Origin of the sequence: Delftia sp. GW456-R20 (assembly GCF_001622915.1) — a bacterium.
Taxonomy (GTDB): Bacteria; Pseudomonadota; Gammaproteobacteria; order Burkholderiales; family Burkholderiaceae_C; genus Comamonas; species Comamonas acidovorans.
Map to the genome: position 1 here is coordinate 3,482,501 of NZ_LWCN01000004.1, position 25,911 is coordinate 3,508,411.

Consider the following 25,911-nt stretch of genomic DNA (forward strand, 5'->3'; position numbering starts at 1 on the left):
CTGCTGGACGAGCCTACCAACCACCTGGACCTGGATGCCATCGAGTGGCTGGAGGAGCTGCTGCTGAACTTCAAGGGCAGCGTGGTGACCATTACCCACGACCGCTCCTTCCTGGACCGCGTCTCCACGCGCATCGTTGAGCTGGATCGTGGAACGCTGCGCTCCTATCCCGGCAATTTCGTTCAGTACCAGCAAACCAAGGAAGATCAGCTGGCCCAGGAAGCCGTGATCAACGCCAAGGCCGACAAGCTGCTGGCCCAGGAGGAGGTGTGGATCCGCAAGGGCGTGGAGGCGCGCCGCACGCGCAGCCAGAGCCGCATCGGCCGATTGGAGCAATTGCGGGCCAACCGCGCTGCCCGCCGCGATGTGCTGGGCGGGGTGAAGATGGACATTGCCTCGGGCCGGGGCGATGGCTACCAGGGCAAGATCGTGGCCGAGCTGACCGATGTGGCCAAGTCCTTTGGCGACAAGCAGATCGTCTCGCATTTCAGCGCCACCATCCTGCGCGGTGACAAGGTGGGACTGATCGGGCCCAACGGTGCCGGCAAGACGACGCTGCTCAAGATGATTCTGGGCGAACTGGCGCCTGACAGCGGCAACGTGCGGCTGGGTGCGAATCTGCAGGTGGCTTACTTCGACCAGATGCGGCACCAGATCAATATGGATGCCACGCTGGAGGACTTCATCAGCCCCGGCAGCGAGTGGATAGAGATCGGCAACCAGAAAAAGCACGTGAAGAGCTATCTGTCGGACTTCCTGTTCTCTCCGGCACGCGCTCACTCTCCTGTGCGTTCACTGTCCGGCGGCGAACGCAACCGCCTGCTGCTGGCACGCCTGTTTGCCCGCCCCGCGAATGTGCTGGTTCTGGACGAGCCGACCAACGACCTCGATATCGAGACGCTGGAGATGCTGGAAGACCTGCTGCAGAACTACGACGGCACGGTGTTCCTGGTCAGCCATGACCGCAGTTTCCTGGACAACGTGGTCACCAGCACCATTGCCTGGGAAGGGCCGGGCAAGTGGCGCGAATACGAAGGCGGCGTGCAGGACTGGCTGGACCAGTCGCGCCGCAGCCAGGATCTGGCCGAGGCTGCACAGCCCAAGCCTGCCAAGGAAGAGCCCAAGCCGACGGCGGTGCGCAGCGACAGCAAGCCCAAGCGCAAGCTCAGCTACAAGGAGCAGCGCGAGCTCGATCAGTTGCCCGAGACCATTGCATCGCTGGAGGCGGAGCAGAAATCCATTCGCGAGTCCCTGGCCGACGGCTCGCTGTATGCCAACGACAACTCCCGCGCCGTTCAGTTGCACCAGCGCGATGGCGAGATCGATGAGCAGCTGATGGAGGCACTGGAGCGCTGGAGCGCCTTGTCCGAGTAAGCACCGTGTCGAACTGACAAAAAAAGAGCGCCATGCGCTCTTTTTTTCATGGAGGCCGCCAGAGCCGGCCGTTGCGCTCAGATGCGGTGGTGCACCTGGTCCGAACCTATGCGCAGTTTGCCCAGCAAGGCGGCGGCGATCTGGTTGAGGGGCAGCACTTCGTCGGCAGCGCCGTGGGCGATGGCCTCGCGCGGCATGCCGAAGACGATGCAGCTGGCCTCGTCCTGCACGAGGTTGTAGCTGCCTGCATCGCGCATTTCGCGCATGGCGACCGCACCATCGGCGCCCATGCCGGTGAGCATGATGCCGTAGGCGTTGCGGCCCGCGCAGGCGGCCACCGACTTGAACAGCACTTCGACCGAAGGCTTGTGGCGATTCACCGGCGGGCTGTCATCGACCACGGCGACATAGTTGGCGCCGCTGCGCTGCACGGAGAAATGCTTGCCACCCGGGGCGATATAGGCATGACCGGGCAGCAGGCGCTCGCCGTGCTGCGCTTCCTTCACGGTCATCTGGCACAGGCTGTTGAGCCGGGCCGCGAAGCTGGTGGTGAAGCCCGGCGGCATGTGCTGGGTGATGACGATGGCCGGGCAGTCGGCCGGCAGATGGGTGAGCACTTCGCGGATGGCCTCGGTGCCGCCCGTGGAGGCGCCGATGGCAACCAGCTTCTCCGTGGAAAGCCGCCCCAGCAGCGACGTCGGCGCAGCCTGGCGCGGCACGGCCGAACCTGCAGAGGAAGCGACCGGCGCTGCCGCGCTGCCTGCGGCAGAGGCTGCACTGCGGGGAGCGACCGGCAGACGCCGTACCTGGGCCACGGCAGCAACGCGGATCTTGTCCACGATCTGCGCGGCCAGTTCCTGCAGGCCGTTGGAGACACCCACGCGCGGCTTGGCCACGAAGTCGATGGCGCCCAGCTCCAGTGCACGCATGGTGACCTCGGCGCCGCGTTCGGTCAGCGTGGAGATCATGACCACCGGCATCGGACGCAGGCGCATGAGCCGGCCCAGGAAGTCGATGCCATCCATGCGCGGCATTTCCACATCGAGCGTGATCACGTCGGGATTCATCTCGCGAATCATTTCGCGTGCGATCAGTGGGTCATTGGCCGAGCCGATGCATTCCATGTCGTGCTGGCGATTGATGATCTCGGACAGCAGACTGCGCACCAGCGCAGAGTCGTCCACCACGATCACCCTGATTTTCCTGTCCATTCCTTCGAACCTTCCTCAAAACAGGTCGACCGAGCCGCCTGCCGTATTGCGTGCCACGACGGCTGCATTGCCGCGTGTGAATTCCTGCTGTACCAGCTCCTCCGGATGGGCATGTGCCAGGCGCTTGACCATGGCCTTGCCGCTGGCGGGGAAGAACACCACCTTGCGAGGGTAGATATCCAGCACATCCTCCGAGACGATGGGGATGCGTTCGGTCTGCAGGTACTGCGTGACGAAGGCGGTATTGCGTTCGCCCACGTTCATGGTGGTGAAGTTGTGCATCACCTGCCCGCCGCCGAAGATCTTGGCCTGCAGCGACTCGCGCCGGGCACCGAGCTTGAGCATTTCGTTGATCAGCAACTCCATGGCGTACGAGCCGTAGCGGCCCGATGCATCGGCAGAGTCGCCGTCGGGCAGCATGAAATGGTTCATGCCGCCCACGCGCATGGTGCGATCCCAGATGCAGGCCGAGATGCAAGAGCCCAGCACGGTGACCAGGATCACGTCCTCGTTGGAGACAAAGTATTCGCCGGGCAGGACCTTGACGGCGTTGTGCTGGAAATGCGGGTCGTAATAGAAGAACGAAGCCTCGCCAGGGTAGCGCTGCTGGCGCTTGAGCTGCTCCAGCGAGGAACGCGGCACCGGATCGCCCGGCGCCGGATAGTCTGCAGCGGTATAGCTGTTGATGCGCGGCATGCGGCGACGCTCCGAGGGCGCCGGTGGCGGTGCGAAGGCAGGGCGGTCTCCGATCATGGGAGCACCCCCTGGCGTGCGGCAGGACCTGCGTCAGCGGCGCTCATAGACGGTCTTCCCCTTGAGCGTGAACAGATCGCGCGATTCACTGAAGTTCTCGGCATGCCCGACGAACAACAGGCCACCGGGCTTCATCACGCGGTGGATGCGCTCCAGCACGCGGCGCTGCGTGGCCGCGTCGAAGTAGATCATCACGTTGCGGCAGAAGACCACGTCGAAGGGGTCGCGGAACGGCCAGTCGTCACGGATCAGGTTGACGTTGAGAAACTCCACCAGGCGGCGCAGTTCGGGCTTGACGCGCACCAGGCCCGCATTGCCGGCCTTGCCCCGCAGGAAAAAGCGGTGCAGGCGCTCGGCGCTCATGCCCTTGATGCTTTCGGCGCGGTAGACGCCGGCCGATGCCGTGTCCAGCACGCGCGAGTCGATGTCGCTGGCCTGCAGCTGAAAGCTGGGCGTGGCACCCAGCGCTTCCAGCGCCGTCATGACGATGGAGTAAGGCTCTTCCCCGGTCGAGGCAGCATTGCACCAGACCTTCCAGGCCGTGCCGGCCGGCTTGCTGCGCAGATGCTGGGCAAAGATCTCGAAATGGTGCTGCTCGCGAAAGAACGCCGTGAGATTGGTGGTCAGCGCGTTCACGAACTCCTGCCACTCCACGCCGTCGGACTGCGACTCCAGCCAGTCCAGGTAGGTGGAGAAGCTGTCGTAGCCCGTCTCGCGCAGGCGCCGCGACAGGCGGCTGTAGACCATGGCGTGCTTGCCATCGTGCAGGCTGATGCCGGCCCGCTGGTAGATCAACGCCTGTACGCGGGCAAAGTCCCGCGACGACCATTCGAATTCGCGCCCCTGGGCCAGGGGCCCGTTGGCATCCCCGTCGTCGGCGACGGGACGTGCGGCCAGTGCCGCATTGGATGAGCCGGATCGCATGAGGGCGCTCAGTGCAAGAACGGGTCTCAGTCGACCGAGGCGACCAGGCCCATGTCCACGTTGTTCATGAGCTTTTCGATGTCCAGCAGGATGAGCATGCGCTCGCCCACGGAACCCAGGCCCAGGATGCAGCCGCTGTCGATGGCGCTTTCGATGTCCGGCGCGGGGCGCACGGCTTCGGGAGCCAGTTCCATCACGTCGCTGACCGAGTCCACCACGATGCCCACAACGCGGTTGCGCAGGTTCAGGATGATGACGACAGTGAAGCTGTTGTATTCCACCTGGGAGCAGTTGAACTTCAGCCGCATGTCCACGATGGGCACGATGGTGCCGCGCAGATTGACCACGCCCTTGATGAATTCCGGCGCATTGGCGATGCGGGTCGGCGGCTCGTAGCCGCGGATTTCCTGCACCTTCAGGATGTCGATGCCGTATTCCTCCTGGTCCAGGCGGAAGGTCAGGTACTCGCGCGCGCCGGTGGCGACGCCTTCTGCGGTCTTAGCGATCACGCTCATTGCTCAGCTCCTCAACTGTCGGGCCCGCGCCGTGGTGGCGAAGGCCATGGTTTCTTGGCGGCGCGCAGGCACTGCCTGCGGCGCCGTCGATTGTGGTCAGGTATCCCTGTCCCGTTCAGTGGCGTGCACGACGCACCAGCGCGCCGGTGTCCAGAATCAGCGCCACCGTGCCATCGCCCAGGATGGTGGCGCCCGAAACGTTGGGCACCTTGCGGTAGTTCGATTCAAGGTTCTTGACCACCACCTGGTGCTGGCCCAGCAGCTCGTCGACCAGCAAGGCCACGCGGCTGCCGTCGGACTCGACCACCACCATGATGTTGCTGGACTGGCTGGTGTCGCTGCGCGGCACGCGGAAGGTCTTTTCCAGCGCGAACACGGGCATGTACTCGTCGCGGACCTTGACCAGCTGCGTGCCGTTGGCCACGGTGTTCACGTCTTCGGCCTTGACCAGGAAGGACTCGACCACCGAGGACAGCGGCAGGATGTAGACCTCGTCGCTGACGCCGACCGACATGCCATCCATGATGGCCAGGGTCAGTGGCAGGCGAACGGCCACGCGCATGCCCTTGCCCTGGGTGGACTCGATCTCGACCGAGCCTCCCAGCGCCGCGATATTGCGCTTGACCACGTCCATGCCCACGCCGCGCCCGGACACGTCGGTGACCACGTCGGCCGTGGAGAAGCCCGGCGCGAAGATCAGCTGCCAGACATCCTGATCGGGCATGTTGTCCGAGACATCCATGCCGCGCTCGCGGGCCTTCTGCAGAATCCGCTCGCGGTTCATGCCGCGCCCGTCGTCGCGCACCTCGATGACGATGGAGCCGCCCTGATGGGAGGCTGCCAGCGTCAGCGTGCCGTGCTCGGACTTGCCGGCCGCCAGGCGGTCCTCGGGCATTTCGATGCCGTGGTCCACGCTGTTGCGCACCAGATGGGTCAGCGGGTCGGTGATCTTTTCGACCAGTCCCTTGTCCAGCTCCGTGGCCTCGCCCAGCGTGATCAGGTCGATCTTCTTGCCCAGCTTGCCGGCCAGGTCGCGCAGCATGCGCGGGAAACGGCTGAACACGGTGGACATGGGAATCATGCGGATGGACATCACCGATTCCTGCAGATCGCGCGTATTGCGATCCAGGTCGGCCAGGCCTGCCAGCAGTTGCTGGTAGGCCGATGCGTCCAGTCCGTGGCTGTTTTGCGCCAGCATGGCCTGGGTGATGACCAGCTCGCCCACCAGGTTGATGAGCTGGTCGACCTTGGACACCGACACGCGGATGCTGGTGGACTCCATCTGCGCCTGCTGCGTCTGGGCCGCCGTCTTGGCGGCGGGCTTGGCCACGGCGCCGGCCGGCTGGATGGCCAGCGCGCCATCGGCCTGGGGCATGCCGGGCGCGCCGTTGAAGAAGCCATAGGCCTCATCGGCAGGCGGAATGGCGGCCGAGGCCAGGGCGGCATCGGGGTCGTGCGCATGCTCTTCAGCGGCCGGGGCTTGCGCCGCCACCGCTGCGGGTGCTGCCTCGGCAGGGGCTCCGGCCGCCGTGATGCGGACCTGCTCCTTGGCCACGTGGAAGGCGAACAGATCGAGCAGGTCGTCGTCGGTGGACGAGGTCTGCACGTCAAAGAGGCGGCTTTGCGGCTGATCGCAGGCCAGGTCCTCGATGCGTCCCAGGCCGGGAATGTCGCGGAACAGCTCCTTGATGGCCTCGGCCATCTCCAGGCGCTCCAGCGGACCGATCAGGATATGCAGCGAACGTCCGCCGCTGCTGGGTGCCGTGCCGACGGCGCCGCCCGGGACAGGTGCTGCAGCAACCGGGGCCGGAGCCTGCGCCGGCGCAGCCACAGGGGCTGGAGCCGGGGTCGGTGCGGGAGCCGGCGCTGCCGCTGCAGGTACGGCGCTGCGGCCTTCCGCCAGCGTCTCGATGCGTGCCACCAGATCCGTGGTGGACAGGGCCTCGCCCTCGTTGCCGGCCTGGTGGCGTGCCAGCAGGCTGCGGCTGGCATCAGCCGACTCCAGCAACACATCGACCATCTCCGGAATCGGTGTGATCTCGTGCCGGCGCAGCCGGTCGAGCAGCGACTCCATGCGGTGTGTCAGCTCGGTCACGTCGGCAAAGCCGAAGGTGGCCGCCCCGCCCTTGATCGAGTGCGCGCATCGGAAGATGCCGTTGAGTTCCTCGTCATTGGCCGCTGACAGATCCAGATTCAGCAGCATCTGCTCCATCTGGTCGAGGTTCTCGGCCGCTTCTTCGAAGAAGATTTGATAGAACTGGCTCAGGTCGAAGTCTGCGCCCGCTCCTGCCCCATCCTGGTGTAGATCCGCCATCTTTGGTCCTGCTGTTTCCTGTTGCCCGTACTTATCGGCTCAACGCATTACTTTCTGAATGACTTCGATCAAACGGTTTGGATCGAAGGGCTTGACCAGCCAGCCCGTGGCGCCCGCGGCGCGTCCGGCCTGCTTCATCTGATCGCTGGATTCGGTGGTGAGAATGAGAATCGGCGTGTTCTGGAACTTGGGGTCTTCGCGCAGCTTGCGGGTCAGACCGATGCCATCCAGACGCGGCATGTTCTGGTCGGCCAGCACCAGGTCGACTTGTTCGAGCTGTGCCTTCTCGAGCGCATCCACGCCGTCAACCGCCTCCACAACGCGAAATCCCGCCCCTGCGAGGGTGAACGCCACCATCTTTCGCATCGAGGGGGAATCATCAACAGCCAGAATCGATCGCATGTATAGCTCCAACAGACGGGCAATAAAAGGTAGAAGAGTGCATGGTCAGTGGTCAGAACAGCTCGACCGAGCCAGCATCCATCTCGCTTTGCGTGACGGGATTGGGCCGGTCGGGTATCGCCGGCAGGCCCAGGGAATCGTCCTCCCCCTCGTCCACGCCCATGGTGGCTGCGGCCAACTGGAACGCGCAGCCTTGCAAAATCTTCGTAATATGGGCGATCAACTGGGAGGACATGTCGTGAAACTGCAACTCGGTCACCGCCAACCGAAGCGTGGACCGCGCGGCGTCCAGCTCGGGCAAGGCGCCTAGCGCCTCACCGGCCAGCTGGCCGTGGGTCTCGTCGAAACGGTCCAGCAGGTTCTGCGTTGCATGATTGAGAAGGCCTTCCAGGCGCTGCAGATCGCGCATCGCCACCAGCAAGGCATCCTGCAGGTCTGCGGCCACCATGACGGGCATGGGGACGGCAGGCTCGCCCGAAGGCTTGTGCATTGACTGCATTGTTACTCCACCACCAGCGTTTCAGCCCAATGTTCGCCATGCTCTGCAGCATGGCCAGCCCTTGTCAATCGTCCCCAGGAATGCAGCGCATCCCTTGATATACACGACCACTTGCATTTATGTTCCAAAATGTATCTCATGATAGCGCCCTCGGGGATGCCAGACCACCGCACAAGCCCTTGCGCATATTGCACATCGAGGATTCGGCGGCCGACCAGGCGCTGGCGCGGCTGAGCCTGCTGCGCGGCGGGCTGGTCTGCGAGATTGTCGCGGTCGACCTGCTCGATGATGCCGCAGCCGCGCTGCAGAGCCAGGCATTCGACCTCATCCTGGCCGACTACCACCTGCCCGGCTTCACGGCGCTGGACGCCTGGGAGCTGGTGCGCAGCCAGCCCGGGCATCCGCCCTTTGTGCTGCTGTCCGGCGCCATCGGCGAGTCGGCCGCCGTGGACGTGATGCGCGAGGGCATCAGCGACTACCTGCTCAAGGACCACATCACGCGCCTGCCCCATGTGGTCTCGCATGCGCTGGAAGTGCACGAGGCCCGCCTGGCGCGCCGCCGCGCGGCGGCCGAGCTGGCGGCGTCCGAGCGGCGCCTGGCCGACCTGACCGAGCATCTGCAGACCTCCACCGAGCGCGAGCGCGCCAGCATTGCCCGCGAGATCCACGATGACATCGGCGGCTCGCTGACCTCGGTGAAGTTCGATGTGGCCTGGATTGCGCGCAATGCGCCCGAGGGCGGACTGCGCGAGCATGCGCTGGCCGCGCTGGAAATGCTGGAGCATGCGCTGGGTGCAAGCCAGCGCATCATGATGAACCTGCGCCCGCCCGTGCTGGACCAGGGACTGGTGGCCGCCGTGCAATGGCTGGCCGAGAATTTCGAGCGCCGCACGGGCGTGCCCACCCGGGTGCGCAGCAGCCGCGAGAGCATGGACATCGCGCCCGACATCCAGGTCGTGGCCTACCGCACGGCCCAGGAGGCGCTGACCAACGTCGGCAAATATGCCCAGGCGCGCCATGTGGACATCGATCTCTCGGACCGCGAAGGCTTTCTCACGCTGGAGGTGACGGACGACGGCGTGGGCCTGGCCGAAGGCGCGCGCGACAAGCCCGAATCCTTCGGTTTGCGCGGTCTGGGCGAGCGTGCGCGCACCGTTCAGGGCTGGCTGGATGTCAGCAGTCAAGCCGGGCGAGGAACCTCGGTCATCGTCTCCATTCCGCTGGACGATGGCGGCACTTGCCCTAATATCCCGGGCAATGAATGCTGAACGCCATGGCGGCGTGACCCTTTTTCCAGGAGGCCGACTTTGATCCACGTGGTGCTGTGCGACGACCATGCGGTGCTGCGCCGGGGCATCCGTGACACCCTGGCCGAGGCAGTGGACATCAGCGTCACCGCCGAAGCAGGCAGCTATGCCGAGCTGCGCGAACAGCTGCGCACCGCCACCTGCGACGTGCTGCTGCTGGACATCAACATGCCCGGCCGCAGTGGCCTGGAAGCCCTGGCCAGCGTGCGCGAAACCCATCCGCTGATCAAGGTGCTCATGGTCTCCATGTACCCCGAGGATCAGTACGCGCTGCGCTGCCTGAAGGCGGGCGCGCAGGGCTACGCCAACAAGGCAGGCGACCCGGTGCTGCTGATCGAGGCGGTGCGCACCGTGGCCACGGGGCGCAAGTACCTGACGTCCGAAGTAGCCCAGATGCTGGCCGACAGCCTGGCCCAGCCCGCACCCCAGGTGCCGCATGAAAGCCTGTCCGAGCGCGAGCTGCAGACGCTGATCAAGATCGCGGCCGGCCAGCGGCTGACCGACATCGCCACCGAGCTGATGCTCAGCCCCAAGACCGTCAGCGTCTACCGGGCGCGCGTGCTGGAAAAACTGCAGATGAGCAGCAATGCCGAACTCACGGCCTACGCCATCCACAACCAGCTGATCTGAGGCTTTTGCGGCCGACAGGCCTGTAAATCTGTTGTTTTTCACAACTGCTTACATTGAAGTGCCAAATACCGCAATGCCGCGCTGCAGCAAGGCGACCAGGGGCTGCTCGAGCAGCGGCAGCGTGGCCATCAATCCCGTCAGGCCCACGGTGAGCGTGACCGGAAAACCCACGGCATAGATGTTCATCTGCGGTGCCACGCGCGAAATGATGCCCAGCACCAGGTTCACGAACAGCAGCATGGCGACCATGGGCAGGGCGATCCAGAAGGCACTGGCGAAGACCGCCGCCCCCATCTCGTGCAGCCGCATCTGGTTGATGGCCTGCAGGAAGCTGCCGTCCACAGGAAACGCCTCGTAACTCTTGAGCACGGCCATCAGCACCAGCAGGTGCCCGTTGATGACGATGAACAGCAGCGTGGAAATCTGGACCATGAAGCGCGCCACCGCGCTGAGCTGGGCATTCGTGGTCGGATCGAAGAAGCTGGCGAAGTTCAGGCCCATCTGCAGGCCGACCACCTCACCCGCCACCTCCACGGCGGCAAACACCAGGCGCACGGCAAAGCCCACGGCCAGCCCCACCCCGACCTGCTGAATCAGCGTGCCCAGCGCCTGCGGCGAGTTGATGCCGATCACGGGCTGGTCGCCCAGCACGGGCTGCGCGCACACCGCCACCAGAAAGGCCAGGCCGATCTTCAGACGCATGGGAATGACGCGCTGCGAGAACACGGGGGCCACGGAGAACATGGCCAGCACGCGCAGAAACGGCCAGAGAACGGGCGACAGCCACGCCACCAGTTGGGCTTCGCTGAAGGTGATCACAGTGGCGTTTCCAGTGCGCGGCGCAGGGCTCAGCCCACCGCCTGCGGAATGGTCTCGATGGTGCGGCGGATGAAGTCCACCAGCGTGCTCAGCATCCACGGACCGGCAATGGCAAACACCAGCACGGCGGAGATGAGCTTGGGCACGAAGGCCAGCGTGGCCTCATGCACCTGGGTCACCGCCTGGAAGACGCTGACGGCCAGGCCCACGGCCAGCACCACGCCCAGCACGGGCATGGAGATCATGAGCAGCAAGGTCAGTGCCTCGCGGCCGAAGGTGAGCACGTATTGGGAGGTCATGGAAGGATTTCCAAAAAAGAGCGGGGCTAGACGGCGAAGCTGGCCGCCAGCGAGCCTATGAGCAGGTTCCAGCCATCGGCCAGCACGAAGAGCATGAGCTTGAACGGCAGGGCCACCAGCACGGGCGACAGCATCATCATGCCCAGGGACATCAGGATCGAGGACACGACCATGTCGATGACCAGGAAGGGAATGAAGATCATGAAGCCGATCTGGAACGCGGTCTTCAGCTCGCTGGTCACGAAGGCGGGCACCAGCACGCGCAGCGGTGCGGTCTCGCTGGTGACGCCTGCATCGAGCTTGGCCAGCCGCGCGAACAGCGCAAAGTCCGACTGGCGCGTCTGCTTGAGCATGAAGTCGCGCATGGGCGCCTCGGCCTTCTCAATGGCCTGCTCGAAGGTCACGGCATTCGTGGTGTAGGGCACGTAGGCCTCCTGGTACACGCGGTCCAGGGTGGGGCCCATGACGAACAGCGTCAGGAACAGCGACAGGCCGATGATCACCTGGTTGGGCGGCGCCGACTGCGTGCCCAGCGCCTGGCGCATCAGCGACAGCACGATGACGATGCGGGTGAAGCCCGTCATCATCAAAAGGATGGCCGGCAGGAAGGACAGCGCCGTGAAGAACAGCAGGGTCTGGATGGGCACCGAAAAGCTGGTGCCACCGCTGCCCTGGCCGATGACCAGCGGAAGGCTGGCGGGCGCGCCCTGTGCCCAGGAGGCCAGGGGCGTGGCGCAGCACAGCGCCAGCGCTGCGGCGCCAGCGGCCTGGCTCAGCGTGCGCGCCGGGCGCTTGCAGGAATATTCAGACATTCGCACCGTCCGCAGGCAGGCTGCGCGCTTGCGCCATCGCAGCCGAAAAATCAGCAGGGGCAGGGGCCTGCAGCACATGCAGGCACTGGATGCTTTGCGCCGTGACGCCCAGCACCAGACGCACGGTCTGCGCGCCCTCGCCCACTTCCACCGTCACCACCCGCTGCTGCGGGCCCACGCCCACGGCGCCCAGCACCCGCGACTGCAGGCCGGCGGCACCGCGCAGCGCAGCCGTGCGCTGCTGGAAGCGGCGCAGTAGCCAGGGCAGAGCGGCCATGGCCGTGACCAGGGCCACCACCGTGAGCAGGGTCGGCCACAGCGGGCCCATGCCAGCGCTCTCAGCCACGGCTGACCCGGCGCAGGCGCTCGGACGGCGTGACCACGTCGGTCAGGCGGATACCGAACTTGTCGTTGACCACCACCACCTCGCCCTGGGCGATCAGGTAGCCGTTGACCAGCACGTCCATGGGCTCGCCGGCCAGTGCGTCGAGTTCGACCACCGAGCCCTGGGCCAGTTGCAGGATGTACTTGATCGGCACCTTGGTGCGGCCCAGCTCCACCGACAGCTGCACCGGGATGTCCAGCACCATGTTGATGTCGTTGACCGGCACATCGCCGCCACCGGCGTAGGGACGCACGGGCTCGCCCGTCAGCGGGCCGCCCTGCTCCTCTTCCAGCTTGGCGTCGCGCTCGCGCTGCTCGTCCAATGCCTCTGCCCAGCCCGAGAACGGATCATCGCCAGCGGGCTTTTGCGTATCTTCAGTTGCCATTGTTTTCTCCCATCCAGCCAGCGTCGGCGCCACGCAGGCAGTTCTCGACGCGGATTGCGTACTTGTCGTTGTGAGTGCCGTATTGGCACTCGAAAATCGGAACGCCGCCAATGGAGGCGCGGATCAGCGGCTCGCGGTCGAGTTCGATGAAATCGCCGGGGCGCATGGCCAGCAGCTGCTCCACCGTGGCGTCGGCACGTGCCAGTTCGGCCACCAGGGTCACCTCGGCGGCCTGGATCTCGCGCTTGAGCACCTTGACCCAGCGGCGGTCCACTTCGATGGAGTCGCCCTGTGTCGAGGAATACAGCACATCACGGATGGGCTCCAGCGTTGCATAGGGCATGCAGATGTGGATGGAGCCCGAGATGTCGCCGATCTCCAGCTGAAAGGCCGTGGACACGACGATTTCGCTGGGCGTGGCGATGTTGGCGAACTGCGGCTGCATCTCCGAACGCTGGTAGCCCAGCTCCAGCGGATAGATGCCGTGCCAGGCCTTCTTGTATTCCTCGCAGATCACGTTGACCAGGCGGTTGATCACGCGCTGCTCGGTGTGCGAGAAGTCACGTCCTTCGATACGCGTCTGCAGCCGGCCCGTGCCGCCGTACAGCGTATCGATGACACCGAACACCAGCGAGGGGTCGCAGACCACCAGGCCGCTGCCGCGCAGCGGACGGATGGCGACGATGTTGAAGTTGGTGGGCACCACCAGCTCGCGCAGGAAGGCGCTGTAGCGCTGCACCGACACCGTGCCCACGGACACTTCGGGGCTGCGGCGGATGAAGTTGAACAGGCCGATGCGGAAGTTGCGGGCAAAGCGCTCGTTGACGATTTCCATCGTCGGCATGCGCCCGCGCACGATGCGCTCCTGGCTGGAGATGTCGTACTGGCGGATGATGCCCGCCTCGACCTCCTCGGTCGTGGATTTCTGGCTCTCGCCGGTCACACCCTCCAAAAGGGCATCGACTTCTTCCTGGGAGAGAAACGAATCGCTCATGGCGCCTGGCCTCCCCGGTTACTGGATGATGAAGCTGGAGAAGAGCACGCGGCGCACCGGGTTCTTGCCAGCGGAGGAGCGGCGGCGCTCGCCGTCTTCGTCCTCGGCATCCTCGTCGCGGCTGCGCTTCTTGGCCTTGGCCTGGTTGCCGTAGCCCAGCGGGGCCGAGACTTCGTTGAGCACGTCGGCGGCCAGGCGCTCCTTGCCTTCGCGCTCCAGCAGCTCCTCGGCCGTGCGCTGGGACACCAGCATCAGGATGCCGTTGCGGATGCTGGGCAGGTATTGCTTGACCGTGGTGGCGGTCTTCTCATCGGCCAGCTCCAGCGTGATGCCGATCTGCACGAAGCGGTCGCCGCCCGTATCGGACAGATTGACCACCAGGTTGTCCAGCGGCAGGAAGGTGGGCACGGTCACGGCCGCCTTGCTGGCGCTGCCTTCTTCCTCATCGCCGCTGCTGTGGCGCTTGGACAGCAGGATGAAGGCAGCGGCCGCGCCTATGGCCAGGACGGCAATGATGACGATCAGCACGATCAGCTTCTTGCCCTTGGCCGGGGCGGGAGCTGCATTGTTGGCGGCATTGGGTGTGGCAGACACTGGAATTCCTCTGGGTGAGCGGGACCGCCACGCGCTCGCGCTTCATGCGCGGCGCCATGACGCAGCAGGCCCATGGCAGGAATTATTCGGCGATTGGACCCCGGACCATGGCCTGAATAAGCGCATGAAACCCCGGTTTCTCGCTGGCTTGATGGCCCTCAAACGCCACAGGCCGGGCAGCTTGTCGCCACCCGGCCTGTTGTGAAAACCCTGAACGGCGCATGCGCCGCCCCGCAGGAAGCGCAGGAAGAATCAGACGAACAGATCCACCCCGCCCGCTGCCGCGCGGCCACCGCCGGCCTGTGCGGCACCATTGCCGCCCGTGACACCGGCGGCATCGACCATGGCGCTCACGCGGCCCTGGCGCGCCTGGGCGTCCGCCCCCTGTCTTGCCGAATCGCCGCTGCCGGACTGGCCGCCCGCATCCACGCTGACGCCGGCCAGTTGCAGGCCCTGGGCCTGCAGCAGCTCGCGCAGCTGGTCGGCACCATTGCCCAGCCAGTCACGCGCCTGGGCTTCGCTGGCGCCAAAGCGCACATGGGCCTCGTTGCCCTGCAGGCTGACCTGCACCTGGATGGCCCGGCCCTCATGCTCCACAGACAGCGAGGCGTTCTGGTTCTTGTTGTGGACCCAGAAGGCCACCTGCTCGGACACCTGCTGCTCGCGCTCGGTGGAGTTGCCTGGCTGGGCCTGGGCGTCGGGCTGGGCAAAGGCCGCGCCATTTTGGCCGGCCGCCTGCTGGCCCAGGGATTGGCCGGCATGGGCGGCGCCCACGGCAGCCGCAACGCCGTGCAGTCCGTTCGCCGCCGACTCCGTGGAGGCGGTGCCGCCCTCCCGGGCTCGCTCGAACAGGCCGCGCCATTCTTCGGGCCGCACTGCGGCCATGCCGTTGAGCGCAATGCCCGACGCCAGGGCCACGTCCTGCCGCACACCGCCCGCCAGGGCCTGGGGCGTGTGGTCATGCGTGGCCTGGGCGGTGGTTGCCGTGCGTGCGGCGGCGGCCGTCAGTGCCGCATCGGACTGCACGGCGGCCAGCACATCGGCGGCCTGGGCCTGTGCCTGGGTACGGCGCGCAGCGCCATCGGTCAGGGCCCCGGCCGCATTGGGGTCCGCAGCGGCAGCCAGGGCCGCAGCATTGGCGCTGGCCGTGGCCAGCGCCGTGCCTGCGGCATCACCGGCTGCGGACTGCGGAGCCAGGAAGGCCGCGTGCGCCACAGCGCCCTGCTCCTGGCGCAGGGCCATCATGGCAGCGCTGCCCCGGCCGGACAGCCAGTCGCCCGCCACGCCCTGCAGCATGTCGCGGTCGCCCTTGCCGTCCAGATGGGCGGTCTGCCCGACCAGACTGAGCCAGGGCGCCTGGCCGTTGGCAGCCAGCGCCATGGCATCGGCCTGCGCCGAGGTGGTCATATCGGTCGGCTCCGCCTGCGGTTGCAGCGGCAGTTGCGGCTGCTGCAGCAGGCCCTGCGCCAGGCCGGGATCGGCCAGCAGGTCTGCGGCATCCTTCAGGCCGTCCTTGGCTGCGCCCTTGAGGCTGGACAGCGCGGAAAGAGCGGCGCTGCCGTCCTCGCCCAAGGCCTGGCCCAGGGCGCCCGAGGCCAGCGCCGGCAATCCGCCAATGCCGTCCATCGCCGCCAGCAACGAAGAAAAGCCTGCGGCCTGGTCGTTGGAGGGCGGCTGCGTGCCGCGCGCGGAGCGAACGCCTTCCATGGCGCGCTGCATGGCGCTGCGCGCTTCGGCGCGCTGTTCGATCTGGTTGGTGGACATGCGTCAAGCCTCCTGGAATGTCAGCCCGAAGCTGCGACGGAAAAACTGGATGGCCGCACGTTCATCGGTCTCCTTTTGCTCGCGGCGCATCTGGCTCAGCGCCAGATCGCGGCGGCGCACCTCGACGACCTTGCGCAGGCTGCTGACCCGCAGCTCGCAGGCCATCAAGGCCTTTTGCGCGGCCTCCAGGCGGATCGCCAGGTCGGCCAGCACCCGCGTCTGCAGGCCGATGGCGTGCTGCAGGCGGTCCATGAACTGGTACTGGTGGAACATGACCTCGGGCTGCACGGACTGGTTTTCCTGCGCGCCCCAGCGCGTCTGCATTTCCTGCACATAGTGCTGCAGCTGCTCCATTTGCGTCTGCGCGGCCTGCTGCGAGCGCAGGCGCTCCTGCACCGCCTGGCGCGCCTCGTCACGCTTGCGCGACGCGGCATCGATGGCCACTATCAAGGCATTCAAGGACGACATACCGGGGTTTCCTCCCTGTGTTCGTTATCGCGTTGGTCGCGTTTTGGCAGTGCCGCGTCGCCGCGTCACTGCCCACCGAGTGCGGCAGCCATGCCCGAGATGCTCTCGTCCATGGAAGCCGACTCGAACATGCTTTGCTGCAGAAAGGCCGCCATGGCCGGCTGCAGGCGTATCGCCTCATCCATCTGCGGGTCAGAGCCCGCCATGTAGGCACCGACCTGGACCAGGTCCCGCCCCTTCTGGTAGCGCGAATAGACAGCGCGAAAGCGCCGTGCCAGCTCGAAGTGCTCGCGCGAGACCACGTTGTGCATCACGCGCGAGGCCGATTGCTCGATATCGATGGCCGGGTAGTGGCCCGACTCGGCCAGCGCCCGCGACAGCACGACGTGGCCGTCCAGAATGGCGCGCGCCGCGTCGGCAATCGGGTCCTGCTGGTCGTCGCCTTCGGACAGCACGGTGTAGAAGGCCGTGATCGAGCCCACGCCGTTGAGGCCGTTGCCGCTGCGCTCGACCAGGGCCGGCAGCTTGGCAAAGCACGACGGCGGATAGCCCTTGGTGGCCGGTGGCTCGCCAATGGCCAGGGCGATCTCGCGCTGGGCCATGGCATAGCGGGTGAGCGAGTCCATGAGCAGCAACACATGCTGGCCCTTGTCGCGGAAATGCTCGGCAATGGCCGTGGCATAGGCGGCGCCCTGCATGCGCAGCAGCGGCGGCGCATCGGCCGGGGCGGCGACGACCACGGCGCGGCTGCGGTCCTGCGCACCGAGGATGTCCTCGACGAATTCCTTGACCTCGCGGCCGCGTTCGCCGATCAGGCCGACCACGATCACGTCCGCCTGGGTGTAGCGCGCCATCATGCCCAGCAGCACGGACTTGCCCACGCCCGAGCCCGCGAACAGGCCCAGACGCTGGCCCCGGCCCACGGTGAGCAGGGCGTTGAGCGAGCGCACGCCGGTGTCCAGCGTCTCGCGCACCGGGTCGCGGTCCATGGCGTTGATGGGGTTGCGGTCCAGCAGATCGGCGCTCACGTCGGCCAGCGGGCCGCCATGGTCCAGGGGCTGGCCCTGCGAATCCACGACACGGCCCAGCAGGCCGCTGCCAATGGGCAGGCGCAGCACGCCGGCCGCCAGGGACACGGGCGGCTCGACACCGTCGCCAAAGCGCAGCGGTGCGACAAAGGGTTCGGCCGGCGTCACGATGGCGCCGCTGGACAGGCCCTGGATGTCGCCCGCAGGCATGAGAAACGCACGCTCGCCGGCAAAGCCGACAACCTCTGCCAGCACCGGGTCCTGGCCCTGCTGACGTATCCAGCACTGCGAGCCCACGGGCACCTGCAGGCCCGTGGCCTCCAGCACCAGGCCGGTCAGGCGCGTGAGCGTGCCGTGGGTTTCCAGGGGAATGTCGCCCTGCAGGCGGGCGCGGGCATTGGACAGCAGTTGCTGCCAGGGCCTGGCGGCAGGCTCGGGGGTCAGTTTGGCGGCGTCGGCCAGCGGGGCGTCAACCGGCATCGCGTTCTCCGTCATACCAGGTGGAGACCAGGCCCAGCGCGGCCACGGCGCGGCGCCAGCGCTTGTCCATGCCGGCATCGACCTGGGCGCCGCCCGATTCCACGCGCACATCGCCCTGGGCCACGGAGGCGTCACTGATCCACTGCACCTTGGACTGGGCGCCATGCTCGGCGCGCAGCGCCTCGTCCAGCACGGCGAAGTCGGCGGGGTTCAGGCGCACGGTGGCGGCGCGGCCGTCGGCGGCCAGCATGTCCAGCGCCTCGCGCACCACGGGCAACAGGGCCTGGGGCTGGCTGCGCAGCTCTTGGCGGACCACCTGGCGCGCAATGTCGCAGGCCAGGTTGAGCAGTTCCTGCGCTGCATCCGTCTGCAGCTGCTTGAAGCCGGCATCCAGGCCGGACAGCAGCGCGTCCACGCGCTGCGCCGTCTCGCGGCCTGTGCCGGAGACATAGTCATCCATGTGTTGCTGCCACTGCTGCTGGGCTTCCTGGCGGCCCTGCTCCAGGCCCTCGGCATGGCCTTCGGCGCGTGCCTGTTCCAGCAGGGCATGCAGTTGTTCCTCATCCACTGCGGGGGCGGTGGAGGCCAGGGCGCCCGGCGTGTCGGCTTCGACATCCAGCACCATGGAGTCGGCCTCCAGCCGGGGCGCATCGGAGCGGCCGGGCAGCGACAGGCTGTGAAAGCCCGACGAGGAAGCAGGCGCGCGCGCCATGCCCGCGCCGCCATGCGCAGCCTGGGCACCGGATGCGGCGGGCGCACCCTGGATGTCCGGCAGCCCCGCGAGGCTGGGCAGGCTTTTCAGGCCGCCCATGTGGTCCACGGCGCCGAAGCGCCACTGCACCACCTGGCGCTCGTCGATCTCCTCGGAAGGGATGAAGCGCGAGTTCATGCCATTAGACATAGCTGTCTTCCGCACCGCTGCCGATGGTGATCTGGCCTTCTTCGGCCAGGCGACGCACCACCTTCAGGATTTCCTTTTGCTGCGCTTCCACTTCGGACAGGCGCATCGGGCCGCGGCCTTCCAGGTCCTCGCGCAGCGACTCGGCGGCACGCATGGACATGTTGGCCAGGATCTTGTCGCGCACTTCCATCGAACCGCCCTTGAGCGCGATGATCAGCGTCTCGGACACCACCTCGCGCAGCACCAGCTGCACCGAGCGGTCGTCCAGCTTGACCAGGTCGTCGAACACGAACATCTTGTCCATGATCTTCTGGGCCAGGTCCGGGTCGTAGTTGCGGATGGTGTCCAGCACGGCCACGTCGGCGTTGCCGCCGAGGTTGTTGATCATCTCGGCCGCCGTCTTGACGCCGCCCAGCGAGGTCTTGCGGATCTTGTCGCCGCCGGCCAGCACCTGGAACAGCACCTCGTTGAGGTCCTTGAGCGCGGTCGGCTGAATGCCTTCAAGCGTGGCCACGCGCAGCATGACTTCGCTGCGGAAACGCTCGGGCAGCTGCATCAGCACGGCAGCGGCCTGCTCGTGCTCCAGGTGCACGAGGATGGCGGCCACGATCTGCGGATGCTCGCCGCGCAGCAGTTCGGCCACGGACAGCGGGTCCATCCACTTGAGGCTTTCGATGCCGGAGACATCGCCGCCCTGCAGGATGCGGTCGATCAGCAGCGCCGCCTTGTCGTCGCCCAGGGCGCGCTTGAGCACCGAGCGCACATAGCCGCTGGCGTCGTCCACCAGCAGGCTTTGCGCGGCCGCGTCATCGGCAAAGCGGTTGATGACGAAGTCCACCTTCTCGCGCGAGACACCGCGCATGTGCGCAATGGTCTCGCCGAGCTTTTGCACTTCCTTCGGGGTGAGGTGCTTGAACACCTCGGCCGCTTCCTCCTCGCCCAGGGAGACCAGCAAGATGGCGGCGTCGTTCAGGCCTCGTTCGTCCATATCTCAGCAATCCGTGTTTTGAGAGGCTCAGGTGGCCTCGCCGTTGATCCAGGTCTTGACGATGTTGGCCACCGCGATCGGGTTCTGCTTGGCCAGTTGGCGCGCCTGCTCCAGGCGCACTTGCTCCTGCGTGGGCGAAAGATCGACAGCGGGTGCAGCCAGCGCCGGACGGTCCAGCTGCTCGCCTTCGATGGCATTGAGCTGTCCGCCCACGGCCACCGTCTTGCGGCCCTTGAGCATGGGTCGCACCAGGCCCAGCAGCAAGATGGCGCCGAACAGGGCCAGGCCGATGGGCACGCCCAGGCTGCGGGCCATGGCCAGCACTTCGGGCTGGCGCCACAGCGGCACATCGGCGGGCACTTCGTCCTGCACAAAGGGCGTGCTGACCAGGTTGACCGAGTCGCCGCGTTCGGCGCTGTAGCCCACGGTCTCGCGCACCAGGGTCAGCAGTTGCGCCTGCTGCGCCGCCGTCAGGCCGCGTGCGGCGGCAGCGACGGTGGCTGCATCGGTTGCCGCACCGGCCGCACCGGCAGCGGCCGGCGCAGGGGCAGCCACCAGGGGCGCATTGATGACCACGGCGGCCGTCAGGCGCTTGATGCTGCCCGTGCTGCCGCGTGTGTGGCGCACGGTCTTGTCCACTTCGTAATTGGTGATGGACTCGCGCTTGCTGGCAGCGCGGGCGGCGTTCTGGCCGTCGGCCGCCTGGGGCGCGGGATTGGCGCCGTTGACGGGCGCGGAAGCGTTCTGGGGCGGCTGGTTGCTGGTGGCGCCGGGAATGCCCGTGGGCTGGGGCGGCTTTTGCTCACCCGAGCTTTCCACCACCTGCTGGCTGCGCACCACGCCCGCGTCGGAGGACTGGTTGGGGCGGTGCTGCTCCGAAGTCGATTCGGTCTGGCTGAAATCCATCTCGGCCGAGACCTGCGCCTTCACATTGTTCTTGCCGACCACGGGCTCCAGGATCTCCAGGATGCGGCGCACGTACTGCTGCTCGATCTGCTGGGTGTAGTTCAGCTGCTGCATGTCCACGGCGTTGGCGTTGCCGTCGGGCGACTGCGACAGCAGCTTGCCCGAGTCGTCCAGGATGCTCACGGCCGTGGGCGCCATCTCGGGCACGCTGGAGGCCACCAGGTGCACGATGCCCGCGATCTGCGTGCGGTCCAGCACGCGGCCCGGGTACAGGCTCAGCAGCACCGAGGCCGAGGGCTTTTGCTGCTCGCGGAAAAAGCCGTTCTGATTGGGCAGGGCCAGGTGCACGCGTGCGCTTTGCACGGCGGCCAGGGCCTGGATGGAGCGCGTCAGCTCGCCTTCAAGGCCGCGCTGGAAATTGAGGCGTTCCTGGAACTGGGTGATGCCGAACTTGCTGTTCTCCATCAGCTCGAAACCCGTCACCGAACCCTTGGGCAGGCCCTGGGTGGCCAGCTTCAGGCGTACATCGTGCACGCGGTCGGACGGGATGAGGATGGCACCGCCGCCTTCCGTGTAGCGGTAAGGCACGTTCATCTGCGACAGCTGGGCGACGATGGCGCCGCCATCCTTGTCGCTCAGGTTGGAGAACAGCACCTTGTAGTCCGGCTGGCGGTAGAACATGGCCGCCGCACCCAGGGCGACGACCAGCAGCACGGCGATCGCGCCCCAACGCAGGCGCGCGCCACGGTCCATGGCCGTCCAGCGCTGCTGCAAGGCAGGCTGGGGCACGGGAGTGGCTTGAGGGACAGGGATTTCAGCGACAGCAGACATCTTGGTTCCAGGTGTTCGAGCCCTGCACACACAGGACCCTAGCGTGCTGTCGATTATTCGAAGTCCGCCGCTTCACATTCGCCCGATAAGCGCGCCGTTTGGCCGTCTATTTGCCGCGATGCGAAAACCCTGCCGCCCTACGATCTCGTCATCTTGCTAACTCCGATGGAATGTGTCATGGACCTTCGCATCCCCAGTACCACCTCTCCCCTGTACGGCACCCAGCTCCCCAAAGGCGTGGGCGCAGGCGACGCATCGACCAAAGTGGCGGCTGGCGGCTTCAGCCAGGCCCTCCAAGGCGCGCTGCAGTCCGTCAGTTCAGCCCAGAACAACTCCAGCCAGCTGCAGCGTGAGGTGCAGTTGGAGAACCCGGCCGTCAGCCTCGAAGAAACCATGATCGCCATGCAAAAGGCGCAGATCGGCTTCCAGGCCACGATGCAGGTGCGCAACCGGCTCGTGCAGGCTTATACCGACGTGATGAACATGCAGGTGTGAGGACGTCCGGCCCCAGCCGGACCCTCTTTGCCTCCTCGGATCGCAGACCGCAGACCGAACGGGATTTGCGCGCGCCATTGCCATTGCCATTGCATTGCCATTGCATGGCAGCGTCATTTCCGCGCATTTCGGATCTTGCCGTCTTCAGGGTCCTTGCTTCGTTTTCCCCGGATCTGGCCTCTGGCCGTCCCTCATTCCTGGCCGCCCTTCCTGCGCACGGCCATCAAGCATTCCCCGCCTCCACCTCTTTGACCAAGCGCAGCCTCATCCCGCGCATGGATGGGTACGCCCGAGCTGCAGCCATGTCTGCGCCCGCTGCGCAGATTCATTCAACCGAATCCCAGCCCGGAAAAGACAAAACCCTCGGGCACGGATGCCGGAGGGTTGAGCAGCGGGAAGAAAGAAGAGAGAGAGAAGAGAGAAAAAAGGGACGCGGCTTCAGCTGGCCGAGTGGTAGATGCGCGCCTTGCCCGGTCCGGCATGGGGATGTCCATACAGGTCGCGTCCATACGTGGCCTGGTCCGAAGTCTGGGGAATCAGCGCCGCCGCCTGGCTCTGGGCCACCACGGCCATGCGTGCCAGCTGGTCGCGCTGCATGGCCATCTGCTCGCCCAGCGCCTGGGCGCGTTCGCGCAGCTCCTGCGTCCAGTCGGCCGCGCTGAAGCGCCGGGCCAGCTCGGAGAACGCCGCCATGGCATCGCGCAGCCGGGTGCTGGACTGCTCCAGCGCGACCGCATCCTTCGATTGCAGCGAGGCGGACACCATCCGGACCACCGCGTCCAGGGAATCGAGCATCTCGCTGAGAGTCATGGGACAGGCCTTGCTGAAAAAAGAAAGCGCGTGCTCGCGCCGGAAGGAAAAAACCGAGAAAGAACCGAACCCGCGCTCAGACGCGCGAGTGCGAGAGGAATTCTTCGGAGTTGGCCAGTAGCTTGTCGGCCACGGCGTCGGCGTTCACGCGGAAGGTGCCGTTGGCAATGGCTTCGCGGATTTCCTTGACGCGGTTGGCATCGAAGTCGGCCGTGGCGCGACCAGATTGGTCCAGTGCGCGGGCCGAGGTCGAGAACGACACGGGAACACCGGCCGCCTTGGCAGGCTGGGCCTGGGCGGAGGATTCCTCGGTGGCAATGGTGCTGGCTGTCTTGGGCTGCTTGGCGGCGGCCTGGGAGGCAGCGGCGGGCAGTTCCGGTTTTTGACCTATCTTCATCTTGATTCTCCAATCGCCCTGGCGGCGTGAGGCGCTGTGCCTAGCTTTCGACTGCCTGGAACAAAACTTGAGGTTTTTTTACTGGACCAGCACCACGCCCTCGGGATTCACCACCCCGGAGATGAGCCGGCCATTATCCATGCGAACCCGCACGGTCTGGCCTTCGCCGGCGGCCGACATGGCCTTGCCCGACGATGTGACGGAAAAACCACCACCGTTGACCAGAACGCGCACTTCGGCACCCACCGCGAACAGGGCCGGCGTGCGCAGCATGTTCTGGCGCAGCGCCTGGCCTGCGGCCAGCGGGCGGGAAGCCACCAAACCCACCCAGTCCTGCTGGTTGGCGTAGACGGCGGCCGATTCCTCGGCCCAGTCCACTTCGGCCTGGACGGCATCGTCGGCCGACAGCGGGCGGCCCGAAGGCACGCCGTTTTGCAGCACCCAGGCCGGCCCCCAGGCCTTGACCGTGATGGGCAGGAACACATTCCAGGCCACGGCGCCCTGCAGGCAGCGCAGACCCAGGCGGGTACGGCCCCACAGGCGCGAGCCTGCGGGCAAATAGGGTTCGACCTTGGCGCAGGCGGCCAGGCGCAGGCGGGGATCGAGCTGGCCCATCTGCACTTCCATGCGCAGGGGCAAGGCGCCCGCGCCGGCCATGCCCTGCTGCAGGGCCTCGTCGGCAAAGCGCTGGCCGATCTGGCTGAGCTGGGCTGCACCGTCAGGAGCGTTTTGCGCGAAGGCAGGGCCTGCCAGCGACGCTCCAGCGGCAAGCGCAGCGCATGCGGCGGCGCGAGCGAGGGCTCGGACGGCGGATGGCGAATGGGCGGTGCTGAAGTTCGGCATGGCTGTGGCTCCTGACTTGCTCCGGCCTCCCGTCAGGATGGGTGGGACACCTGGAGCGATGCCAGCAAATATAGGGCGAGCGCTCTTTTCCGAAGCGCCGAACTGCGCAGGCAAACGCGCTTTCTTCGCGCTTTAGCGTTCGGGCCCGATTTCCATAATCGACGCATGCCGCAGTCCGTGGGCTGCCGCCATTTCGTCAACCGATCACCGCAAATCCCAGAGGGCGAGGCCGACATGCTCGACAAGATGACTGAACGACTGGACTTCCAGAGCAAGGCGCTGGTGCTGCGCGCCGAGCGCCAGCGTGCAATCGCCAGCAACATCGCCAATGCCGACACCCCGGGCTATGTGGCGCGCGACTTCAATTTTCGCGAGGCGCTGACGGCCGTTACCTCCGGCCCCTCGCCCATGACGCTGGCCAGCGTCAGCCAGGGCGGACACATTCCCCTGCCTGCCGCCGCCTCGGGGCAGAGCGCGCAAAGCCATCTCGGCTACTCGGTGCAGGCCCAGACCAACATGGACAACAACACCGTGGACCTGGACCGCGAACGCGCCAACTTCGTCGACAACGCCGTGCGCTACGAAGCCACGCTGCGCTTTCTGAACGGCCAGGCCAAGACCATGCTGTCGGCCATCCAGGGCCAGTAAGCCGGCGCCACAGACCACAGGAGCTTTCCCATGTCCATGTTCTCCATCTTCAGCATCTCCGGCAGTGCCGTCAGCGCCCAATCGCAGCGCCTGAACGTCGTGGCCTCGAATCTGGCCAACGTCGATGCCGTGGCCGGCCCCGACGGCAAGGCCTACCAGGCGCGCCAGGTGGTCTTCCAGACCGTAGCCATGGGCGAGGAAGGCTCCTCTGGCGTGCGCGTCAGCGCCATCAGCCAGGACAACACGCCCGGCCGCCGCATCCACGACCCCCAGCACCCGCTGGCCGATGCCGAAGGCTATGTGACGCACTCCAACGTCAGCGCCGTGGACGAGATGGTCAACATGATCTCGGCCTCGCGCTCCTACCAGAACAACGTCGAGGTCATGAACACGACCAAGTCGCTGCTGCTCAAAACCCTGCAGATGGGCCAGTGAGCCCCGTCCGCACCACTTTCCAGGAGCCACTCCCATGATCTATGGCGCAGGCAGCGTCGCCAGCACGGCCGACATCAACAACAAGTCCGCCACGAGCAATTCGACCACCGACCCCGCGGCGGCGCAGGACCGTTTCCTGAAGCTGCTGGTCGCGCAGTTGAACAACCAGGACCCCATGAATCCCATGGACAACGCGCAGATGACCTCGCAGATGGCGCAGATCAACACCGTCACCGGCATCCAGCAGCTGAACAAGACCATGGAAAGCATGGCCGGCCAGTTCACCGCCATGCAGGTGCTGCAGGGCACGCAGATGATCGGCCGCACCGTGCTGACCGAAGGCAACACCCTGGGCGTGGGCAAGGAAAAGTCCTATACGGCTGCCTTCGACCTCGAAGGCCCGGCCGCCGACGTGAAGGTGCAGATCACCACCGCCAGCGGCGAGCTGGTGGACACCGTCGAGCTGGGCAGCGGCACCGCTGGCCGCAACTACTTCACCTGGGACGGCAGCAAGTACACGGGCGACGCCAGCCAGCTGCGCTACACGGTGCAGGCCACGAATGCCGACACGGTCGTGGCCTCGACCACGCTGTCGCCCCATGCGGTGCTCGCCACAGGCACCACCGACGGCAAGCTGACGCTGGAGCTGGACGACGGCACCAACGTCGCCTACGCCTCCGTCAAGGCCGTGTACTGACCC

General features: G+C 66.3%; 30 protein-coding genes (1 of these 30 running past the window's edge). 7 read left to right on the forward strand and 23 right to left on the reverse strand.

What is annotated here, in order from left to right; genetic code table 11:
* On the forward strand, positions 1 to 1,374 hold the 3' portion of the coding sequence (locus A4F85_RS20885) for an ATP-binding cassette domain-containing protein (RefSeq protein WP_063327624.1). The gene continues 504 nt to the left of window position 1, outside the view; 1,374 of the gene's 1,878 nt are visible here — the last part of the coding sequence; its start codon lies off the left edge, out of view; the stop codon is at positions 1,372 to 1,374.
* A gap of 77 nt (positions 1,375 to 1,451) precedes the next feature.
* Here A4F85_RS20885 and A4F85_RS20890 read toward each other — a convergent pair whose 3' ends face one another.
* The 7 genes from A4F85_RS20890 to A4F85_RS20920 form a co-directional block, all read right to left on the reverse strand.
* The gene (locus A4F85_RS20890; RefSeq protein WP_013800377.1) at positions 1,452 to 2,585 is read right to left on the reverse strand and encodes a protein-glutamate methylesterase/protein-glutamine glutaminase; all 1,134 of its coding nucleotides are present in this window, start codon (positions 2,583 to 2,585) and stop codon (positions 1,452 to 1,454) included.
* Between the two features lie 15 nt (positions 2,586 to 2,600).
* Positions 2,601 to 3,338 carry a chemoreceptor glutamine deamidase CheD gene (gene cheD / locus A4F85_RS20895; RefSeq protein ID WP_012202590.1) on the reverse strand — a complete coding sequence of 246 codons (738 nt, stop codon included), beginning with the start codon at positions 3,336 to 3,338 and terminating at the stop codon, positions 2,601 to 2,603.
* A gap of 33 nt (positions 3,339 to 3,371) precedes the next feature.
* Positions 3,372 to 4,262 (reverse strand): CheR family methyltransferase, encoded by an 891-nt coding sequence (locus tag A4F85_RS20900; RefSeq protein WP_013800375.1) that lies wholly within the window; start codon positions 4,260 to 4,262, stop codon positions 3,372 to 3,374.
* A 26-nt stretch (positions 4,263 to 4,288) separates the two neighbouring features.
* Positions 4,289 to 4,777 carry a chemotaxis protein CheW gene (locus A4F85_RS20905; protein WP_012202588.1) on the reverse strand — a complete coding sequence of 163 codons (489 nt, stop codon included), beginning with the start codon at positions 4,775 to 4,777 and terminating at the stop codon, positions 4,289 to 4,291.
* A 115-nt stretch (positions 4,778 to 4,892) separates the two neighbouring features.
* Positions 4,893 to 7,091, reverse strand: a complete 2,199-nt coding sequence (locus A4F85_RS20910) for a chemotaxis protein CheW (RefSeq protein ID WP_063327625.1) — start codon at positions 7,089 to 7,091, stop codon at positions 4,893 to 4,895.
* A 39-nt stretch (positions 7,092 to 7,130) separates the two neighbouring features.
* Positions 7,131 to 7,493: a response regulator gene (locus A4F85_RS20915; protein WP_012202586.1), complete on the reverse strand. Its 363-nt coding sequence runs from the start codon at positions 7,491 to 7,493 to the stop codon at positions 7,131 to 7,133.
* A 52-nt stretch (positions 7,494 to 7,545) separates the two neighbouring features.
* On the reverse strand, positions 7,546 to 7,992 hold the full coding sequence (locus tag A4F85_RS20920; protein ID WP_012202585.1) for a hypothetical protein: 447 nt from the start codon (positions 7,990 to 7,992) through the stop codon (positions 7,546 to 7,548).
* A 119-nt stretch (positions 7,993 to 8,111) separates the two neighbouring features.
* Here A4F85_RS20920 and A4F85_RS20925 point away from each other — a divergent pair, with 119 nt between their 5' ends.
* Both A4F85_RS20925 and A4F85_RS20930 read left to right on the forward strand, forming a co-directional pair.
* Positions 8,112 to 9,260, forward strand: a complete 1,149-nt coding sequence (locus A4F85_RS20925) for a hybrid sensor histidine kinase/response regulator (RefSeq protein ID WP_063327626.1) — start codon at positions 8,112 to 8,114, stop codon at positions 9,258 to 9,260.
* A gap of 39 nt (positions 9,261 to 9,299) precedes the next feature.
* Entirely contained in the window at positions 9,300 to 9,929 is a 630-nt protein-coding gene (locus A4F85_RS20930) for a response regulator (protein ID WP_012202583.1), read from the forward strand.
* 48 nt (positions 9,930 to 9,977) lie between these two features.
* Here the strand turns inward: A4F85_RS20930 and fliR are convergent, their stop codons facing one another.
* From fliR to fliF, 13 genes are all read right to left on the reverse strand, one after another.
* A complete protein-coding gene (gene fliR, locus A4F85_RS20935) occupies positions 9,978 to 10,748 on the reverse strand; it encodes a flagellar biosynthetic protein FliR (RefSeq protein WP_012202582.1) in 771 nt (256 codons plus the stop codon).
* Between the two features lie 29 nt (positions 10,749 to 10,777).
* The gene (fliQ, locus tag A4F85_RS20940; RefSeq protein ID WP_012202581.1) at positions 10,778 to 11,047 is read right to left on the reverse strand and encodes a flagellar biosynthesis protein FliQ; all 270 of its coding nucleotides are present in this window, start codon (positions 11,045 to 11,047) and stop codon (positions 10,778 to 10,780) included.
* A 26-nt stretch (positions 11,048 to 11,073) separates the two neighbouring features.
* On the reverse strand, positions 11,074 to 11,859 hold the full coding sequence (gene fliP / locus A4F85_RS20945; protein ID WP_012202580.1) for a flagellar type III secretion system pore protein FliP: 786 nt from the start codon (positions 11,857 to 11,859) through the stop codon (positions 11,074 to 11,076).
* A complete protein-coding gene (locus tag A4F85_RS20950) occupies positions 11,852 to 12,187 on the reverse strand; it encodes a FliO/MopB family protein (RefSeq protein WP_012202579.1) in 336 nt (111 codons plus the stop codon). The genes fliP and A4F85_RS20950 overlap by 8 nt, the downstream gene beginning before the upstream one ends.
* A 10-nt stretch (positions 12,188 to 12,197) precedes the next feature.
* Positions 12,198 to 12,629, reverse strand: coding sequence for a flagellar motor switch protein FliN (fliN, locus tag A4F85_RS20955; protein WP_013800372.1), 432 nt, complete (start codon positions 12,627 to 12,629; stop codon positions 12,198 to 12,200).
* Entirely contained in the window at positions 12,619 to 13,623 is a 1,005-nt protein-coding gene (gene fliM / locus A4F85_RS20960; protein ID WP_012202577.1) for a flagellar motor switch protein FliM, read from the reverse strand. The genes fliN and fliM overlap by 11 nt, the downstream gene beginning before the upstream one ends.
* Positions 13,624 to 13,641: 18 nt before the next feature.
* Positions 13,642 to 14,217: a flagellar basal body-associated FliL family protein gene (locus A4F85_RS20965; RefSeq protein WP_012202576.1), complete on the reverse strand. Its 576-nt coding sequence runs from the start codon at positions 14,215 to 14,217 to the stop codon at positions 13,642 to 13,644.
* A 252-nt stretch (positions 14,218 to 14,469) separates the two neighbouring features.
* Positions 14,470 to 15,981: a flagellar hook-length control protein FliK gene (locus A4F85_RS20970; protein ID WP_063327627.1), complete on the reverse strand. Its 1,512-nt coding sequence runs from the start codon at positions 15,979 to 15,981 to the stop codon at positions 14,470 to 14,472.
* Positions 15,982 to 15,984: 3 nt separating this feature from the next.
* Positions 15,985 to 16,449: a flagellar export protein FliJ gene (gene fliJ, locus A4F85_RS20975; RefSeq protein WP_063327628.1), complete on the reverse strand. Its 465-nt coding sequence runs from the start codon at positions 16,447 to 16,449 to the stop codon at positions 15,985 to 15,987.
* 65 nt (positions 16,450 to 16,514) lie between these two features.
* Positions 16,515 to 17,957 carry a flagellar protein export ATPase FliI gene (gene fliI, locus A4F85_RS20980; protein WP_012202573.1) on the reverse strand — a complete coding sequence of 481 codons (1,443 nt, stop codon included), beginning with the start codon at positions 17,955 to 17,957 and terminating at the stop codon, positions 16,515 to 16,517.
* The gene (locus A4F85_RS20985; protein ID WP_063327629.1) at positions 17,947 to 18,858 is read right to left on the reverse strand and encodes a FliH/SctL family protein; all 912 of its coding nucleotides are present in this window, start codon (positions 18,856 to 18,858) and stop codon (positions 17,947 to 17,949) included. Before A4F85_RS20985 ends, fliI begins: the two co-directional genes overlap by 11 nt.
* Positions 18,851 to 19,846 carry a flagellar motor switch protein FliG gene (fliG, locus tag A4F85_RS20990; protein ID WP_012202571.1) on the reverse strand — a complete coding sequence of 332 codons (996 nt, stop codon included), beginning with the start codon at positions 19,844 to 19,846 and terminating at the stop codon, positions 18,851 to 18,853. The genes A4F85_RS20985 and fliG overlap by 8 nt, the downstream gene beginning before the upstream one ends.
* A 27-nt stretch (positions 19,847 to 19,873) precedes the next feature.
* Positions 19,874 to 21,583: a flagellar basal-body MS-ring/collar protein FliF gene (gene fliF, locus A4F85_RS20995; RefSeq protein WP_063327630.1), complete on the reverse strand. Its 1,710-nt coding sequence runs from the start codon at positions 21,581 to 21,583 to the stop codon at positions 19,874 to 19,876.
* A 177-nt stretch (positions 21,584 to 21,760) separates the two neighbouring features.
* On the opposite strand from fliF, the gene fliE reads away from it, so the two are divergent.
* Positions 21,761 to 22,078 (forward strand): flagellar hook-basal body complex protein FliE, encoded by a 318-nt coding sequence (gene fliE / locus A4F85_RS21000; protein WP_013800367.1) that lies wholly within the window; start codon positions 21,761 to 21,763, stop codon positions 22,076 to 22,078.
* 438 nt (positions 22,079 to 22,516) lie between these two features.
* Here the strand turns inward: fliE and A4F85_RS21005 are convergent, their stop codons facing one another.
* From A4F85_RS21005 to flgA, 3 genes are all read right to left on the reverse strand, one after another.
* Positions 22,517 to 22,888 carry a hypothetical protein gene (locus A4F85_RS21005; RefSeq protein ID WP_012202568.1) on the reverse strand — a complete coding sequence of 124 codons (372 nt, stop codon included), beginning with the start codon at positions 22,886 to 22,888 and terminating at the stop codon, positions 22,517 to 22,519.
* 76 nt (positions 22,889 to 22,964) lie between these two features.
* Positions 22,965 to 23,285 (reverse strand): flagellar biosynthesis anti-sigma factor FlgM, encoded by a 321-nt coding sequence (flgM, locus tag A4F85_RS21010; RefSeq protein ID WP_012202567.1) that lies wholly within the window; start codon positions 23,283 to 23,285, stop codon positions 22,965 to 22,967.
* Positions 23,286 to 23,363: 78 nt separating this feature from the next.
* The gene (flgA, locus tag A4F85_RS21015) at positions 23,364 to 24,128 is read right to left on the reverse strand and encodes a flagellar basal body P-ring formation chaperone FlgA (protein WP_013800366.1); all 765 of its coding nucleotides are present in this window, start codon (positions 24,126 to 24,128) and stop codon (positions 23,364 to 23,366) included.
* Between the two features lie 234 nt (positions 24,129 to 24,362).
* Between flgA and flgB the strand changes: the two genes are divergently transcribed.
* Genes flgB through A4F85_RS21030 form a run of 3 tightly spaced genes read left to right on the forward strand, consistent with a single transcriptional unit; the run spans position 24,363 to position 25,908 of the window.
* On the forward strand, positions 24,363 to 24,776 hold the full coding sequence (gene flgB, locus A4F85_RS21020) for a flagellar basal body rod protein FlgB (RefSeq protein WP_013800365.1): 414 nt from the start codon (positions 24,363 to 24,365) through the stop codon (positions 24,774 to 24,776).
* A 30-nt stretch (positions 24,777 to 24,806) separates the two neighbouring features.
* Positions 24,807 to 25,211 carry a flagellar basal body rod protein FlgC gene (gene flgC / locus A4F85_RS21025; protein ID WP_012202564.1) on the forward strand — a complete coding sequence of 135 codons (405 nt, stop codon included), beginning with the start codon at positions 24,807 to 24,809 and terminating at the stop codon, positions 25,209 to 25,211.
* A 34-nt stretch (positions 25,212 to 25,245) separates the two neighbouring features.
* On the forward strand, positions 25,246 to 25,908 hold the full coding sequence (locus A4F85_RS21030) for a flagellar hook assembly protein FlgD (RefSeq protein ID WP_012202563.1): 663 nt from the start codon (positions 25,246 to 25,248) through the stop codon (positions 25,906 to 25,908).
* Positions 25,909 to 25,911 lie beyond the last annotated feature (3 nt).

Coding starts and splice junctions, on each gene's coding strand:
- A4F85_RS20890 (WP_013800377.1), bottom strand. CDS start 2,585: ATGGACAGGAAAATCAGGGTGATCGTGGTGGACGACTCTGCGCTGGTG.
- A4F85_RS21030 (WP_012202563.1), top strand. CDS start 25,246: ATGATCTATGGCGCAGGCAGCGTCGCCAGCACGGCCGACATCAACAAC.
- A4F85_RS20970 (WP_063327627.1), bottom strand. CDS start 15,981: ATGTCCACCAACCAGATCGAACAGCGCGCCGAAGCGCGCAGCGCCATG.
- fliN (WP_013800372.1), bottom strand. CDS start 12,629: ATGGCAACTGAAGATACGCAAAAGCCCGCTGGCGATGATCCGTTCTCG.
- flgM (WP_012202567.1), bottom strand. CDS start 23,285: ATGAAGATAGGTCAAAAACCGGAACTGCCCGCCGCTGCCTCCCAGGCC.
- flgA (WP_013800366.1), bottom strand. CDS start 24,128: ATGCCGAACTTCAGCACCGCCCATTCGCCATCCGCCGTCCGAGCCCTC.
- A4F85_RS20900 (WP_013800375.1), bottom strand. CDS start 4,262: ATGCGATCCGGCTCATCCAATGCGGCACTGGCCGCACGTCCCGTCGCC.
- A4F85_RS20905 (WP_012202588.1), bottom strand. CDS start 4,777: ATGAGCGTGATCGCTAAGACCGCAGAAGGCGTCGCCACCGGCGCGCGC.
- A4F85_RS20910 (WP_063327625.1), bottom strand. CDS start 7,091: ATGGCGGATCTACACCAGGATGGGGCAGGAGCGGGCGCAGACTTCGAC.
- A4F85_RS20950 (WP_012202579.1), bottom strand. CDS start 12,187: ATGGGCCCGCTGTGGCCGACCCTGCTCACGGTGGTGGCCCTGGTCACG.
- fliG (WP_012202571.1), bottom strand. CDS start 19,846: ATGGACGAACGAGGCCTGAACGACGCCGCCATCTTGCTGGTCTCCCTG.
- cheD (WP_012202590.1), bottom strand. CDS start 3,338: ATGATCGGAGACCGCCCTGCCTTCGCACCGCCACCGGCGCCCTCGGAG.
- A4F85_RS20925 (WP_063327626.1), top strand. CDS start 8,112: ATGTTCCAAAATGTATCTCATGATAGCGCCCTCGGGGATGCCAGACCA.
- fliI (WP_012202573.1), bottom strand. CDS start 17,957: ATGCCGGTTGACGCCCCGCTGGCCGACGCCGCCAAACTGACCCCCGAG.
- A4F85_RS21005 (WP_012202568.1), bottom strand. CDS start 22,888: ATGACTCTCAGCGAGATGCTCGATTCCCTGGACGCGGTGGTCCGGATG.
- fliJ (WP_063327628.1), bottom strand. CDS start 16,449: ATGTCGTCCTTGAATGCCTTGATAGTGGCCATCGATGCCGCGTCGCGC.
- fliQ (WP_012202581.1), bottom strand. CDS start 11,047: ATGACCTCCCAATACGTGCTCACCTTCGGCCGCGAGGCACTGACCTTG.
- A4F85_RS20985 (WP_063327629.1), bottom strand. CDS start 18,858: ATGTCTAATGGCATGAACTCGCGCTTCATCCCTTCCGAGGAGATCGAC.
- fliE (WP_013800367.1), top strand. CDS start 21,761: ATGGACCTTCGCATCCCCAGTACCACCTCTCCCCTGTACGGCACCCAG.
- fliF (WP_063327630.1), bottom strand. CDS start 21,583: ATGTCTGCTGTCGCTGAAATCCCTGTCCCTCAAGCCACTCCCGTGCCC.
- A4F85_RS20915 (WP_012202586.1), bottom strand. CDS start 7,493: ATGCGATCGATTCTGGCTGTTGATGATTCCCCCTCGATGCGAAAGATG.
- fliM (WP_012202577.1), bottom strand. CDS start 13,623: ATGAGCGATTCGTTTCTCTCCCAGGAAGAAGTCGATGCCCTTTTGGAG.
- flgB (WP_013800365.1), top strand. CDS start 24,363: ATGCTCGACAAGATGACTGAACGACTGGACTTCCAGAGCAAGGCGCTG.
- A4F85_RS20920 (WP_012202585.1), bottom strand. CDS start 7,992: ATGCAGTCAATGCACAAGCCTTCGGGCGAGCCTGCCGTCCCCATGCCC.
- flgC (WP_012202564.1), top strand. CDS start 24,807: ATGTCCATGTTCTCCATCTTCAGCATCTCCGGCAGTGCCGTCAGCGCC.
- fliP (WP_012202580.1), bottom strand. CDS start 11,859: ATGTCTGAATATTCCTGCAAGCGCCCGGCGCGCACGCTGAGCCAGGCC.